At 27.5% G+C, this 14,141-nt stretch carries 15 protein-coding genes and 1 riboswitch; of the genes, 3 read left to right on the top strand and 12 right to left on the bottom strand.

What is annotated here, in order from left to right; translation table 11 throughout:
* Positions 1-207: 207 nt before the first annotated feature.
* Positions 208-398: riboswitch (cobalamin riboswitch) on the bottom strand.
* Between the two features lie 122 nt (positions 399-520).
* The gene (locus tag INR60_RS03905) at positions 521-1,153 is read left to right on the top strand and encodes a hypothetical protein (RefSeq protein WP_194190164.1); all 633 of its coding nucleotides are present in this window, start codon (positions 521-523) and stop codon (positions 1,151-1,153) included.
* A 98-nt stretch (positions 1,154-1,251) separates the two neighbouring features.
* The gene (locus INR60_RS03900; protein WP_194190163.1) at positions 1,252-1,743 is read left to right on the top strand and encodes a CarD family transcriptional regulator; all 492 of its coding nucleotides are present in this window, start codon (positions 1,252-1,254) and stop codon (positions 1,741-1,743) included.
* Positions 1,744-1,791: 48 nt separating this feature from the next.
* Here the strand turns inward: INR60_RS03900 and INR60_RS03895 are convergent, their stop codons facing one another.
* From INR60_RS03895 to INR60_RS03845, 11 genes are all read right to left on the bottom strand, one after another.
* A complete protein-coding gene (locus INR60_RS03895; protein ID WP_194190162.1) occupies positions 1,792-2,367 on the bottom strand; it encodes a hypothetical protein in 576 nt (191 codons plus the stop codon).
* Between the two features lie 58 nt (positions 2,368-2,425).
* A complete protein-coding gene (locus tag INR60_RS03890; RefSeq protein WP_194190161.1) occupies positions 2,426-2,761 on the bottom strand; it encodes a hypothetical protein in 336 nt (111 codons plus the stop codon).
* 11 nt (positions 2,762-2,772) lie between these two features.
* Complete coding sequence (gene msrB / locus INR60_RS03885; protein ID WP_194190160.1) at positions 2,773-3,216, bottom strand: peptide-methionine (R)-S-oxide reductase MsrB; 444 nt, start codon at positions 3,214-3,216, stop codon at positions 2,773-2,775.
* A gap of 91 nt (positions 3,217-3,307) precedes the next feature.
* The gene (locus INR60_RS03880; RefSeq protein WP_194190159.1) at positions 3,308-5,320 is read right to left on the bottom strand and encodes a penicillin-binding transpeptidase domain-containing protein; all 2,013 of its coding nucleotides are present in this window, start codon (positions 5,318-5,320) and stop codon (positions 3,308-3,310) included.
* A gap of 88 nt (positions 5,321-5,408) precedes the next feature.
* Positions 5,409-7,475 carry a YgiQ family radical SAM protein gene (locus INR60_RS03875; protein WP_194190158.1) on the bottom strand — a complete coding sequence of 689 codons (2,067 nt, stop codon included), beginning with the start codon at positions 7,473-7,475 and terminating at the stop codon, positions 5,409-5,411.
* A gap of 112 nt (positions 7,476-7,587) precedes the next feature.
* Positions 7,588-8,802 carry a BaiN/RdsA family NAD(P)/FAD-dependent oxidoreductase gene (locus INR60_RS03870; protein ID WP_194190157.1) on the bottom strand — a complete coding sequence of 405 codons (1,215 nt, stop codon included), beginning with the start codon at positions 8,800-8,802 and terminating at the stop codon, positions 7,588-7,590.
* Positions 8,803-8,914: 112 nt separating this feature from the next.
* Positions 8,915-9,805: a patatin-like phospholipase family protein gene (locus INR60_RS03865; RefSeq protein ID WP_194190156.1), complete on the bottom strand. Its 891-nt coding sequence runs from the start codon at positions 9,803-9,805 to the stop codon at positions 8,915-8,917.
* Positions 9,806-9,917: 112 nt separating this feature from the next.
* The gene (locus INR60_RS03860) at positions 9,918-10,679 is read right to left on the bottom strand and encodes a nitroreductase family protein (protein WP_194190155.1); all 762 of its coding nucleotides are present in this window, start codon (positions 10,677-10,679) and stop codon (positions 9,918-9,920) included.
* Positions 10,680-10,697: 18 nt separating this feature from the next.
* A complete protein-coding gene (locus INR60_RS03855; RefSeq protein WP_194190154.1) occupies positions 10,698-11,501 on the bottom strand; it encodes a RelA/SpoT domain-containing protein in 804 nt (267 codons plus the stop codon).
* A gap of 76 nt (positions 11,502-11,577) precedes the next feature.
* Complete coding sequence (locus INR60_RS03850; RefSeq protein WP_194190153.1) at positions 11,578-12,084, bottom strand: CpsB/CapC family capsule biosynthesis tyrosine phosphatase; 507 nt, start codon at positions 12,082-12,084, stop codon at positions 11,578-11,580.
* A 66-nt stretch (positions 12,085-12,150) separates the two neighbouring features.
* On the bottom strand, positions 12,151-12,651 hold the full coding sequence (locus INR60_RS03845; protein WP_194190152.1) for a CpsB/CapC family capsule biosynthesis tyrosine phosphatase: 501 nt from the start codon (positions 12,649-12,651) through the stop codon (positions 12,151-12,153).
* A gap of 251 nt (positions 12,652-12,902) precedes the next feature.
* Between INR60_RS03845 and INR60_RS03840 the strand changes: the two genes are divergently transcribed.
* Positions 12,903-13,109: a ferredoxin gene (locus INR60_RS03840; RefSeq protein ID WP_194190151.1), complete on the top strand. Its 207-nt coding sequence runs from the start codon at positions 12,903-12,905 to the stop codon at positions 13,107-13,109.
* 28 nt (positions 13,110-13,137) lie between these two features.
* Here the strand turns inward: INR60_RS03840 and INR60_RS03835 are convergent, their stop codons facing one another.
* Complete coding sequence (locus tag INR60_RS03835; RefSeq protein ID WP_194190150.1) at positions 13,138-14,082, bottom strand: TRM11 family SAM-dependent methyltransferase; 945 nt, start codon at positions 14,080-14,082, stop codon at positions 13,138-13,140.
* Between the last annotated feature and the right edge of the window lie 59 nt (positions 14,083-14,141).

Genomic DNA, 14,141 nt, shown 5'->3' with positions numbered 1-14,141 from the left:
TTAATTTACTTTTTATAATAAAGTGGCTTCAGCTATGCTATCTAATAAGCTGTACTTTTAAATTTTATTTTTAATATATAGTTTAATTTATAATTTCTATACGTAAAAAAAGCACCCTTACTCTGTAAGGATGCTATAAGTACAACAAAAAAACTTTAAAAGAAAACTTCTTTTAAAGACACTTTTCGTTTAGCTTCCCACCGAAACTTATGAAAATTAATATAGGCAGGTCTCCTGACTTAAGCTTCATTCTCCTCTTACACCTTCCCAAAGTAAAACTTCAGTGGCATATTATAAGACTTGTCTGCTATTACAGTAGCGGGGGCTGTAGTGGATTCAAACCACTTTCCCTTTTAATCTAAAATAAGATTTTAGAACCGTATATTAAAAATATTCGTTTTTTCTAAGTGATTATATATTAAAAATTTATTAAAGTCAACATTACTTTTTTAATAAGTTATAGTCTTATTTTAATTTTTAATATAAAATATATTAATACGAGTAATTAAGGAGGAAAAAAATGAAAACGAAAAAAATACTTATAGGTATTACTATAGTTATATTAGCTTTAATAATACTTGGAGTTTATAATTTTTCTTTTAAACCAAAGGAACCTGTAGACTCTATTGATAAAACTGTAACAATTGACCCTATTAAATTATCACAGAAATTTTTACCTAAGGATATAAACTTAAACCTAGAAGAGTTAACAGCAGAATCTAATACAAAATTTAACTCAAATGAACTTACTGACTTGTTTATAGAAGCTATAAATGAGATGAATGATTTAAAAAATTCTTTAAGTGGCATAAAAGTATCTTTAGATAATAATTTAATAAACGTATACGCTAATATAAACTACTATAATATTCCATTTCAACTTAAATTAGTTTTTTCAGCAAAGGCAGTAGACGGAAAAGGTATATTACATTACCAAAGCGGAAAGTTAGGATTTATAAGCATTTCCAAAGATACAATATTTAACAATTTAGAAAATAATTCATTAATAAGTTTTGATAAAAATTCAGGAGATATAATACTATCTTTAGAAGGTTTAGACAACATAGACATAAAAGATATGAAGATAGAAGATGGTGATTTAGTAATCAATTTCAGAGGAACAATAAAATTTTGGGATTGGCTTAAAAAATAATATTGACACTGTTAAAATCCTGTGATAAAATAAAACTTTTGTATTTTTAATAGATATGTGTTATAATAAAAAAAGAACTTAATAAGGAGGCGTTTACTTTGTTCAATATTGGTGATAAAGTTGTCTACCCTAGTCAGGGAGTTGGCACTATAGAAAACATAGAACAAAAAGATTTTCTTGGAAATAAACAAGATTATTATTATATTACTTTAACTAATAATCTTAAAGTAATGTTACCTACTTCAAGATCTGAAATAGTTAATTTAAGAAGCATTACTTCAGAACAAGAATTAAATCAAAAACTTACAAACCTTAATTTTTTAAACGACACAGTTGATATTATTTCTAGTAAAAACAGCAAAGAGAGATTTGATATAAATTCTACAAAAATCAAATCTGGTTCTTTTTCTGATTATTTAGAAGTTGTTTCTTCTTTACACAAAACTAAAGAAGGTCACAACCTAAATTCTAGCGAAAAGCAAATGCTACATAATACAAAAAAGATTTTAATTGCTGAGATCAGTGCAGCAAAAAATGTTAGCGTTACAGAAGCCACATCATTTTTAGAAAATTCACTTAATACAATTTAATAAAAAAAAGGCAAACAAATTTCTTTTAATAAATCTGTTTGCCTTTTTTTATCCTTTTAAAACCCTTAAAACATAATCTTTATACTGATTAAATGTCATTTTTTCGATTGTAGCTCCTTTATTTACCTTTAAAGAAGCAAAATCATATAGACAAGATCCATAATTAAATCCAACACTAGTTACTACTATCTTTTCATCAATAACTCTGTAGTTTCCTTTACTTTTTAAAATATCTAAACAAAACTCTAGCATTTCTACTTCATCTTTAATTTTATCTTCTTTAATTAAATGAACTATAAAATTAAATAAATCAAACCTTCCAACTAAAGGAATCATATTTCCATCTTTTAAGTAGAAAGTTTTATCTGTTCTATAAAAATATTTCATATTACCATATTCTAAAGTAAAATAATCATTATTTATAATTAATTTTGAATCACTTATGTCCTTAAGGTCTTCTATTATATCTTCGAATGATTTAGAGTTTAGTATATCTTGATTTTTTATAGTATTTCTAAATCCGTTTATTGCATCATCTATATTATTTTCTTTTTTTATTTCATTACCATTTATTTTTAAAGTATATTCATTATCTTGAAAGATTAATTCAATTCTGTTATTCATAATTTTCTCCTTAATAACTAATAATAATTATTATATCATACATAATATCTTTTATCAATTATCTTAAACCCTTTTTAAATTCTAAAACTAACTTTTTATCAACCTTTACATCCTCTAAATCTATAGTCTTAGGATTAGTAGTTAATGAATAATCTTTAATCCAAAGGTTACCTTCATATATGTGAGGCTCTACCTTAACGCTTGGGTCCTCATCATTTACTTCTTCTAAATCTTTATATGGAGTTAAAACTACAATTCTTCTACAGTACTCATCTTCTTCACCATAAATATTATAAAAAGCATTATAATTTTCAAATGATTTAGTTGACGTTACAACCTTTAAATAAACTCCTAGTTCCTTTGCTACTTCTTTTGCATTAATATATTCTGACATAGTATCTACTCCTATCTTACGTACTTTTTAAAATCTTCATAACCTTCTTTATCCATATCTTCATAGGGAATAAATTTAAGAGATGCTGAATTTATGCAGTATCTAAGTCCTCCTTTTTCTGTAGGTCCATCATTAAATACATGACCTAAGTGAGAATCTGAATTTTTTGATCTTACTTCAATTCTTTCCATACCAAAACTTGAATCTCTCTTTTCATTTATTAAAACTCTATCTAAAGGCTTAGAAAAGGCTGGCCAACCGCAACCTGAATTAAATTTATCGCTTGAAGAAAATAGTGGTTCTAAAGTTGTTATATCAACATAAATTCCTTTTTTATAATTTTCATTATATTCGTTTATAAAAGGTCTTTCTGTTGCATTTTCTTGAGTCACTTCATATTGCTCTTTTGTTAAAGTTTTTTTAAGTTCCTCTTTTGATTTTTTCTTCCATCTCATAATTATCACCTCACTAAAATAAAAACCTTACAGTAATATTTTATCATTAACTGTAAGGTTTTTTCATTAATTTAAACTTAATTATAAAATTTTATTTTAAATAAGCTTCCATTACATTTTTAACTTTAGGAACTACGTAGTGTGAGCCACCTTTATTTTTTACATCCTCAACCATCATTGAAATTGCAATTTTTGAATCGTCTGTATTAACTGCAACAAACCATCCATTTTCAGTTCCATTTTTATCGTCTTGAGTTTTCTTAATTTCTGCTGTTCCTGTTTTACCTGCTATTTTATGACCAGCGATTTTAGCTGCATGTCCAGTTCCATCTGGTGAATCAACAACAGCTTCAAAGGCTTCTGTTAGAGGCTTAACATATTCTTTTTTAATAGCATCAGTTTTCCAAACTTCTGGCTTTTTATCATCCATAATTAATCTTGGATGCATTATAGAACCATTATTTCCAAGTGAGCTATAAGCTAGTGCTATATTTAAAGGAGTTACCATTACTTGACCTTGTCCATATCCTGTATCACCAAGTAATATATCATTATCAATTTTACCTGAATTTGATATTTTTGACTCTTCTATAGGATACCCAAAATCTAAGTTTTCACCTATTCCAAAGTTTTTAGCTCCTTCAATGTATTTATCCGCTCCAACTCCTATAGCAACTTTTGCCATATAGATATTATCAGAGTATTTAATCGCATCTAGAAGGTCTACAGGCTTTCCAGGGTCTTTAACTCTAGTTACGCTATATCCACCCCAAGATGAATCTTTTTGCCAGTTTAACCCTTTAATATCCATCTTTTCGCTAGGTGTTATTACTCCGTTATTAAGTCCTATAGCACCTGTAATTAGTTTCATTGTAGAACCTGGTGAATATAGTTTATTAAATCTATTTTCTTGCATTGCGTAATTAGTTTTTTCAAGTTCTTCTTTTTGAGACTTTGTAGTATATGTTGTAAACATATTAGAGTTATATGATGGTGCACTAACTAAAGCTAAAACTTCTCCAGTTTTAGGATTTACAGCAGTAGCTGCCCCCTTATCACCTTTTAACTCCTTATATGAGTTCTTTTGAACATTACTATCTATAGTAAGCTTTACATTCTTTCCTTGAACTGCATCTGTTTTTAATAAGGTTTTATTTGAATCACCGCTTGCTATTAAGATTTCATAACCGTCTTTTGCTTTTAAAGTATCTTCATATACTTGCTCTATCCCAGCTTTACCTATTATACTTGTTTCTGTATAACCTTTGTCCTTATTTTTATCTAATTCTTCTTTTGTTATAGGTCCAACATAACCTATAAGTCTTCCGAAAGCTTCATCGTTTATATAAGTTCTTCCAACCTTTTCATTTAACATTATTCCAGGATTTTTCATATCTATAATCTTGTCCACTTTAGGATCTTTAACCAAAATATCAACTATAGGTACAAAATAGTCTGGTTCTTTATTTGCTTCTAATTTTTTAGTTATAGTATCTTCACTAATAACTAAGATACTAGCTAACTGTTTCATATCAGAATCAATAGTTTTAGGGTTTAATTTTGCAGGATGTAACCCTACTGTGTAAAGTTTACCATCTTTAGCTAGAGCATTATTTTCTCTATCTAAGATTCCCCCTCTATTTCCTCTTAATTTATTAACTTTAATTTTATCTCCATCTTTCATTTGTGGGAAAATTAAATTTTCATACCAGCGTATTTTGTATGAATCCTTATCTTTTACCACAGTTAGTTTATAGTCGTTAACATCTAACTTTCCGGATACCGTATCCATACTACCTTTAAAAGGTATAGTAAATTCATCATTATTTTCTGTTATATCACCGCTAGTTTCAAATGACATATTTTTAGCATCAATACCATTAAATATGTTAGTATATCTTTTTATAAATTCCTCTTCAGAGATTCTCCCTTTAGATTCCTCGCTTAAAAGTTCATACATACCTTTGTAGTCGTTTGCTATCCATTTATCTTTGTAGCTTTCAAATACATCTTTTGCTTTTCCTTTAGCCGAGCAGCCTACAAAAACAAAGGAAATAATAGCTATTGTGATAATAAGTCCTAGTATTTTCTTTTTGTTTTTCATCTAAAACCCTCCTTAATATTTTTATTTTACCATAAAATTACTAGAATTAATAATAAAGGGATAGTATTTTTGATACTATCCCTTTAATCTATCTTCTTTTTTTGCCTTTTCCTTTGGCTTTCATTCTTTCTTTTACGCTACCTCTACTCTTTTTACCTTTGTACATTCTAACATTTTCTTCATTTTTAGAGTTTTTACCGTTTCTGTCATCACCATGTCTACTTTTTTTAGTTTTTCCGTATCCTTTTTTTGATGACTTCTCTTCAGTAGCACCTGATTTTGGCTTTTTGTTTTTACCTTGATATCCCTTTTTGCTTCCTTGTGATTTTCCTCTAAGGCTAGCTAAATATCTAGTTTCAGGAGTTTGAATTAAGCACTTTGGTCCGTTACCAATTAAATCTTCTCTTCCAGATTTAATTAAAGCATCATAAACTATGTTATAGTTTTTAGGATTTTTGTATTGAAGTAGAGCTCTTTGCATTGCTTTTTCTTCTTTTGTTCTTGGAATATAAACATCTTCCATAGTTAAAGGATCTTTACCTGTATAGAACATTGTTGTAGATAATGTTCCTGGAGTTGGGTAAAAGTCTTGAACTTGTTCTGGTTGATATTTAGTATCTCTTAAATATTCAGCAAGTTCTATAGCCTCTTTAAGTCCACTACCTGGATGACTTGACATAAGGTATGGAATTAAGTATTGCTCTTTACCTAGTTGTCTATTTATTTTAAAGTACTTTTCTCTAAACTTATTATAAGTATCACCAGCTGGTTTACCCATATATTTTAGTGCATTTTTAGCTACGTGTTCTGGTGCTACTTTTAATTGTCCACTTACGTGATGTTCAACTAATTCTCTAAAGAATGTATCGTTTTTATCTGCCATAATATAATCATATCTAAGTCCAGATCTTATAAACGCCTTTTTAACTTTAGGAATTTTTCTAATTTCTCTTAAAAGATGTAAATATTCTGAGTGATCAACTATCATATTTTTACAAGGTTTTGGAGTTAAACATTGCTTATGTTTACAAGCCCCTATAGTAAGTTGAGTTTTACACGCCGGTTTTCTAAAGTTTGCAGTTGGCCCTCCAACGTCATGAATATATCCTTTAAAATCAGGCATTTCTGTCATTTCTCTAGCTTCTTTTAAGATAGATTCTTCACTTCTACTTTGAACTGCTCTTCCTTGGTGGAAAGTTATAGCGCAAAATGAACAGTTACCAAAACATCCTCTTGAACTTACTATAGAGAATTTAACTTCGTTTATAGCAGGAATTCCACCTTTTTCTTCGTACATTGGGTGGTAATTTTTAGTATAAGGCAACCCGTAAACTCTATCTAATTCTTCCCTATTTAGAGGCATCTCTGGTTTATTAATAACAACGTATTTTTTTCCATGTTTTTGAATTATTTGTTTACCACGAACAGGGTCTTGTTCTTGATATTGAACTTTAAATGCTTTAAGGTACGCACTCTTATCTTCTTTTACCTCTTCTGAAGATGGTATTACTATATAATCTCCATAAACTTCATCTAAAGAATCAATAGTATAGCAAGTTCCATTTACGTGTCTTACATATTTAGCATCAAACCCATCATTTAAAGCATTAGCTACTTCAACTATTTGTTTTTCACTCATACCATAAACTAAAAGGTCAGCACCACTATCTATAAGGATAGAGTTTCTTACGTTATTTCCCCAATAATCGTAGTGGGCAAATCTTCTTAAACTTGCTTCAACTCCCCCTATTACTATATCAACGTCTCTATATGCTTCTCTTATTTTATTACAGTAAACTATAGTCGCTCTATCTGGTCTTTTTCCCATTTCTCCACCTGGAGTATAAAGGTCTTTTTCTCTTCTTCTCTTACTTACTGTATAGTGGTTTACCATAGAATCCATGTTACCACCGTTTACTAAGAATCCTAATCTAGGTTTTCCAAGTTTTTTAAATTCCTCTACATTATGCCAGTCAGGTTGTGCTATAATTCCAACTTTGTAACCTGCATCTTCTAATACTCTAGAAATTACCGCTGTACCAAAGCTATGGTGGTCAACGTATGCATCACCTGTAACTATTATAAAGTCACATTGTTCCCAGCCTCTTTCTTCCATATCCTTTTTAGAAACTGGTAAAAATTTATTTTCTAACATCATTAGTATCACCTACTTAAATTAATCATTTTTCTTAAAATTTTCGTTCTTCTTAAAAAGCCACATTTTCTTATTATAATACCTTATAATATTTAAAGCTATATTTTTTTTATTAAAAATCACTTCCAGCTAGGTATCCTGTAGAAAATGCTAATTGAAGATTGTATCCGCCAGTTTCTGCATCTATATCTAAAACCTCTCCTGAAAAATATAAATTTTTAATAATTTTAGATTCCATAGTAGACGCATCTACTTCTTTAATATTAACTCCACCTGATGTAACCATTGCAGCTTTAATAGTTAAAGTATCACAAATAGTTAGTTCCATCTCTTTTATTAAATTAATAAGTTTAGATGCATCTTCTTTTTTAAGGTCTGATGCTTTAGTCTCTTCAAGGGCTACTAAACTTATTAAAGCTTTAGTAAAATTTTGAGGTAATATCCCTTTTAAATTATTTAAAATAGTTTTATTTGGATTACTTCTTATTATATTAGTTAATTCTTCTTTTGAAGTATTTTTTAAAAAGTCTAATTTTAAAGTAATATCACCATTTTCTAGTTCCTTATTAATATAAGAAGAAATTTTTAAAACAGCTGGTCCTGAAATTCCAAAATGCGTAAATATCATATCACCAATTTGTTCTATCTTCTTCTTTTTTATCTTAGTACTTATTACTACATCTTTCATAGAAACACCTTGAAGACCTTTTACAAAATCCTCTTTAGTAACTAATGGTATAAGTGCTGGATAAAAAGGTTTTATGCTGTGACCATATTTTTTTAATATATCGAACATAAATCCGTCTGAACCGGTATTTGGGTGACTCTTCCCCCCTGTAGATATAATGACTTTATCACCATATATCTTTTTAGAGTTTTCATCTATTACACCTTTGATTTCACCATTTTCTACTATTAAATCAGATACTTTTGTGTTATATAATATTTTTACAGAGCTATCTTTTAAGTCATTTAAAAACAACTCTATAACATCATCTGATTTATCACTTTTAGTATATACTTTATCATCATTTTCATATTCAACCTTATATTCTAACCCTTTTTGGTCAAAGTAATCTAAAAGACTATAATTTGAAAATGTATATAATGCACTATATAAAAACTTTTTGTTTGTAACTATTTTATCAAAAAACTCATCTATACTTCTGTTATTTGTAATATTACATCTTCCCCCACCAGTAAGCTTAAGTTTTTTACCTATCTCATTATTTCTCTCAAGAAGTATAACTTCATTACCATTTTTAGCACTTGTCAAAGCTGCCATTATACCACTTGGCCCTGCTCCAACAACTATAACCTTTGCCATAACTTGTCTCCTTTAATAATTTTATATCTGTAGCTTAAATAATATCAATTATTTATATATATAGCAAATACATTAATATTTCAGTATTTTAATAAAAAATGAAAGCTACCAATCACGATAGCTTTTTTAAAATATTATATACTTTAAATAATTTAGGATGTTTTCTCTTTTCTTCTTCAATAACTTTTGCTTTAGCCATAAGCATTATAGGCTCTAATTCTGCCATTGTATCATTATAACCTTCTGCAATCCTCATCTTCTTAGATTCAGAATCTAAATTTAAAGTACCTTTTATAGTACTTTCATCAAGATTCTTAGGAGATAATTCTATTATTCTAGTGTTTGGATACAAATCCCGATCAACTCTAGAGTCTTTTGAAAGTAGGACAACTATTATTAAATCACAACCTTCTCCATAAACCGGTTGAATAGGTGTATTATCTACTACTCCACCATCTATATATTTACTTCCTAAAACTTCATGACTATCATAAATTAAAGGAAGTGTAGAAGAAGCTAAAATCATATTTTTTGCTAATTCTTCTTCGTAGTCATTGATTTTAAAATAAGTCGCTGTAAAGTCTGGTAATTTAGTACAAGCTACATAGCATGTCTTATTATTTTCTTTGACTTTATTTACGTCTAAGTATTTATCTATAAAACTTTTAGCACCGTCTTTTGGATATCCTCCACTTTCAAGCTTTTGAGTCATATATTTTTTTGCTATATTTAAATATCTTGAGCCAATAGCAAGTTCTACTCCCTTTTTAATTAAATCAAGTTTACTCATAGTAACTAATTTTTCCATAGTTACTTCTTTCCACAATTCTTCTGCAGCTCTCATATCATCTTGTGCAAATAATATTGCGTTAAATGCCCCAATAGAAGTACCAGAAAATACGTCTATATATTTATCTACTTCTAATTCTTTTAAAGCTTTCCAAACACCAAGTTCGTATGCACCTTTTCCTCCGCCACCTGATAAAACTAAACCTATCTTCATTTTTTCCATCCCCAATTCTTTTTAATACATAACATTATACGTATTTTAAATAAAGATATCTATTTATACATAGTATATTTAATTTATTTTTAAAGATTTATTAAATTAATCTTCAACTATTCCATTCTTTAATCATACTTCTTACAGAACGTCCCATTTCTTTGGAAAAATTTACACCCGTTTTCCTAGCATAGTTAAACTGTCCGAAATTTTTAGCACCATAAATATTATTTTCACTTATATTTTTATCTTTGAACATATCTTTTAACTCTTTATCATCTAATCTTTTATATTCTTCATTAAAAACTATATATTCTTTTTTAAATCTCGGTTTAATTATCCTTTTATCATTTTCATATTTTCCAATGCAAAGCATACAAACTGGTGCAGTCCACTTTGGAAGATTAAAAAGTTCTTTATGAGTCTCATAGTTTTCAATAATATCCCCTATATAACAGGAACCTATATTTAAGCTTTCACAAACTATAGCTAATGTTTGAGCGGATATTATTGCATCTTGGGTTGAAAGTAAAAAATCTCCTTCATCTGGAGTTTTATATTCTATTTCTTTTTCCCTGCAAAACTCTTCTACATTAGAAAACTTATAAAAATCATACCATCTTCTAAGATCTGCTAAAAATATCAATATAGTATCTGCATGTTTTATAAATGGTTGATTATCGCAGGTTTTACTTAGAACTTCTTTCTTTTTTTCATCTCTTACTACAATAATTGAATATAACATCATATTTCCTGCAGTTGGTGCTCTTAATGTGCTCTCTAAAATTAACTCTAATTCTTCTTCAGTAATTTTTTCATCACTATATTTTCTAAGTGACATTCTATTTTTTAATAACTTAATAACCTCATTCATTTTTATAGCCCCCTAAACTTATTTATTTAATAATTTTCTTAAATTCATTATCTCCTCATCCTTTTCTCTTAAAAGATTTTTATAACCAATTTCTTTATCTGACCATTCTTTACTTAAATCATTAATAAGTGATGCCATTTCATCTGCACTTCCTACTATCCTATTAAAAAGTAATAAATTAGATTTTAATATCTCTGGTATTTCTCTATGCGAATATCTAAGCCTATGATCAATCTCCCCATATCCTTCTTCAAATATTGTTCTAACTTGTATTTCTGCTATGACTTTTCTATTAGTTGGATAAAACTCTACTAAATAATGAACTGATCTATAGCCAGATTGCCTGCTTCTAACTTCAATTCCAAGTTCATTAAAGACTTCTGTGTTATCTCCATCACGGACATTTGCAGTTATCTCTATAACTTTCCACGTTTTAATAATTTCATCATGAATTTCTTTCCATTGATCTTTGAAAATATGTATAACTCTAATTCCAATTAAATCATTTATTTCTTCTTTGTAATTATCCTTTGTGAATTTAAAATCTTCACCATACTTTTCTTTTCTATCTCTTGTTTTTCTAATTATCTTTTCAATTAATCTATCTTCATCTTTAATTCTTGATTTCACCGAATGAACATTATCGCTTGATCTAAAAATATTTGCTATAAAATCTGCTTGATTTTGATAAGTCTCTTTTACTTCTATGTAATCGTCAAAAATTTCTTTTAAATCCTTTATATCTATATTTTCGTTTTTTATTATTTCTTTAGTATACTGAAAATCTAAATAAAAACTGTCTATATTAAAGTTCTTTTTCATAAATTTATCTCCTTTTATTTTTGTAATTATTATACACTTACCTTAATAAAAAAACACCCTAAAAAGGGTGCTTAATTTATAAAAATCTCCATAATCTTTTATAACTCGTTTTAACTCCTAAAAAATCTATATTCTCATTTTTTATAAGTTTTTCAAAACTTTCTTTAAAAATATCTTTAGAATTATTATAATTTTCAAAGATATTTTTATATGAAGAGTCATCTTCTTCATAACTTATAAAATTATAAAGGTTATGCTTTAAAAATCCATTTGCAATTCTTTTAGTTGTTGCACCAAGCCTTCCGTTTATGCTTTTAACATCAAGAAGAAATAAACAATTAGAATCAATGAAATGATTAATAATATTAGGATTATTTTTGATTTCTTTAATTTTTTCAGGATATTTTATTATTGGTATAAACCCATTTAATTGAATATCATATAACTTCTTAAATATACTTCTATCCCATAATGTTATTTCAACTATTTTATAACTAGATGAAGTTATTACCTCTTCATATTTATTTATGTTCTCACCTTCATAATAAATCTTTTCTTCTAATATATCGTGAATATCTAACACTTTTAAAAAACAGCCTCCTAACTTATAATTTATAGGCTATTTATATGCTTAAGTGTTTACAAATATCTATAATCCAAAGAAACTTTTTTTAATTTTCCTACCATGAAAGTCAACTTGCTCACCATTATAAAGCGAATTTGCACTATTTATTGATATCTCTTCAAGTTCACTACATTTATCAATAATGCTTTTTACATTTCTATTTGAAGTATTATTTGTATAAACAAAATTATATATATTATTTTTTATTAGTTTTTTAGCTACTTTTTTTGCCTCAGTCCCGTTTTTACCCTTTAAACTATCTATATTTAAAATAAATAAACAATTATAATCTATTAAATCATTTACAAACTCAATATCCTTAGAGATCCCCTTAATTCTCTCAGGACTATCAATAATAATACTTATTCCTTCAAGCCCAAGTCCATATATTTTTTTTAAAATGCTTCTGTCTGTATTATTAAGCTCTAACACTTTATAACTTATTAGCTTTTCATCTATTGTGTTTTCTATATTTTTTTCATCTGTACCATATAAATTGCAATCAAATACACTTTTAACTATCATATTTTACCCTCCCCATATAATTTAATCCCCTTATAGTAATAAATTATATCACCAGAAAATACATTAAAAATTTCTTTTTTATGTATTTTAATTAATATTAAATAGCTTTATAAAAATATAATAGTGAATTAAATTGTAATATAATTTATAGATAAAATTCTTCCAATTTTACATTTTTTTTATTTTGCACTTGAAAATTCCGACTATTTCGCTCATAATTAAATTAAAGATTTTTATAGGAGGTTTTATTAATGAGAGTTACAGTTGACCACGAATCATGCATAGGTTGTGAGTTTTGTCACAGTGCATGTAAAAAGGTTTTTAAAATAGTAGAAATTGCGCCAGATGTAGAAAAATCTGTTCCTATGGAAGGTGAAATACCAGCTCAATATGAAGAGGCAGTAAGATACGCTGAAGAAAACTGTCCTACTTCATCTATATATATAGAAGAAGACTAAAAAAGTAGAACATTTCGTTCTACTTTTTTTATATACATACACTTATATATCTTATAAAGTTCCCTTTAGAAAAAGATGCGCTATCCTCTACTTTAAACCCTGCCTGATGCAGCATCTCATCCATATTTTCAAAAGATATTAATATTAATTTTTTAGATATTTTTCTTGCACTATTTATAATTAGTTCTTGTTCTTCTTTTGTTGTAGGTGTAAATACTCCATAAGGTATATCTATAATTGAAACATCATAGACTTTTTCAATATCTTTTATATTTCCTTTTGTAATAACATCTTTATAATTAAAAAATTCTAAATTTCTTTTGCAATCACTTGCTATTTGAGGTTTGATCTCAACCCCTTCGATATCTACCCCCATAAAAAGACCTTCAAGTATAACAGTTCCAACTCCGCAGCAAGGGTCAATAACTTTTAAACTCCTATCTCTTCCAATTCCAATATTAATAAGTGATTTTGCTACTCTAAAGCTTAAAGAATTTGAATAAGACTTTGGCTTTTTATCGTGAATATGCCAAAGGCAATTGTTTTTATCAAATTCTCCAAAGATCCAATAGTTTTGAACCTTTACAAGTCCTAAAGTAATACTTGGGTTTTTAATATTTGCTATGCCATTTACAGCAGTACCTACTTTATAAACACTATCTAGTCTTTCTTTATACGATATATCACAGTCTTCAAGTCTTAGATAAATAACTTTAAAATTTTCATAAGATATATTTTTTTCTTTTATTTCTTCTATAACTTCTTCTAAAGAATTTTTAAATACTTTAATTCTTAAAGCACTTTTAATAAAAGGGCTATTTGAAGCATCGAAATTATAATTTGAAAATAGGTATTTCCCCTTTGCTTCTTTATTAAATAAAACTCTACACTCTAAAGCACAAAGTTCTTCTTCATTTTCAGGATAATTTAATATATATAAATTTTCCTCTTTATTGTATTTATTAAATATCATTTATTTTTCTCCTAGATTTATTATATAAACAAGTATACTACATATTTAATTAAAATGAT

It is taken from the genome of Clostridium chrysemydis (assembly GCF_015234215.1).
In the GTDB taxonomy this organism is placed as follows: Bacteria; Bacillota; Clostridia; order Clostridiales; family Clostridiaceae; genus Clostridium; species Clostridium chrysemydis.
The sequence above is the reverse complement of the archived record's forward strand: the minus strand, read 5'-3'. Positions and strand labels throughout refer to the sequence as shown.

What these genes read in the sequence shown, in the direction of transcription:
- INR60_RS03840 (WP_194190151.1), top strand. Translation starts at nt 12,903, where the DNA reads ATGAGAGTTACAGTTGACCACGAATCATGCATAGGTTGTGAGTTTTGT.
- INR60_RS03905 (WP_194190164.1), top strand. Translation starts at nt 521, where the DNA reads ATGAAAACGAAAAAAATACTTATAGGTATTACTATAGTTATATTAGCT.
- INR60_RS03860 (WP_194190155.1), bottom strand. Translation starts at nt 10,679, where the DNA reads ATGAATGAGGTTATTAAGTTATTAAAAAATAGAATGTCACTTAGAAAA.
- INR60_RS03870 (WP_194190157.1), bottom strand. Translation starts at nt 8,802, where the DNA reads ATGGCAAAGGTTATAGTTGTTGGAGCAGGGCCAAGTGGTATAATGGCA.
- INR60_RS03880 (WP_194190159.1), bottom strand. Translation starts at nt 5,320, where the DNA reads ATGAAAAACAAAAAGAAAATACTAGGACTTATTATCACAATAGCTATT.
- INR60_RS03835 (WP_194190150.1), bottom strand. Translation starts at nt 14,082, where the DNA reads ATGATATTTAATAAATACAATAAAGAGGAAAATTTATATATATTAAAT.
- INR60_RS03895 (WP_194190162.1), bottom strand. Translation starts at nt 2,367, where the DNA reads ATGAATAACAGAATTGAATTAATCTTTCAAGATAATGAATATACTTTA.
- INR60_RS03875 (WP_194190158.1), bottom strand. Translation starts at nt 7,475, where the DNA reads ATGTTAGAAAATAAATTTTTACCAGTTTCTAAAAAGGATATGGAAGAA.
- INR60_RS03890 (WP_194190161.1), bottom strand. Translation starts at nt 2,761, where the DNA reads ATGTCAGAATATATTAATGCAAAAGAAGTAGCAAAGGAACTAGGAGTT.
- msrB (WP_194190160.1), bottom strand. Translation starts at nt 3,216, where the DNA reads ATGAGATGGAAGAAAAAATCAAAAGAGGAACTTAAAAAAACTTTAACA.
- INR60_RS03845 (WP_194190152.1), bottom strand. Translation starts at nt 12,651, where the DNA reads ATGATAGTTAAAAGTGTATTTGATTGCAATTTATATGGTACAGATGAA.
- INR60_RS03855 (WP_194190154.1), bottom strand. Translation starts at nt 11,501, where the DNA reads ATGAAAAAGAACTTTAATATAGACAGTTTTTATTTAGATTTTCAGTAT.
- INR60_RS03865 (WP_194190156.1), bottom strand. Translation starts at nt 9,805, where the DNA reads ATGAAGATAGGTTTAGTTTTATCAGGTGGCGGAGGAAAAGGTGCATAC.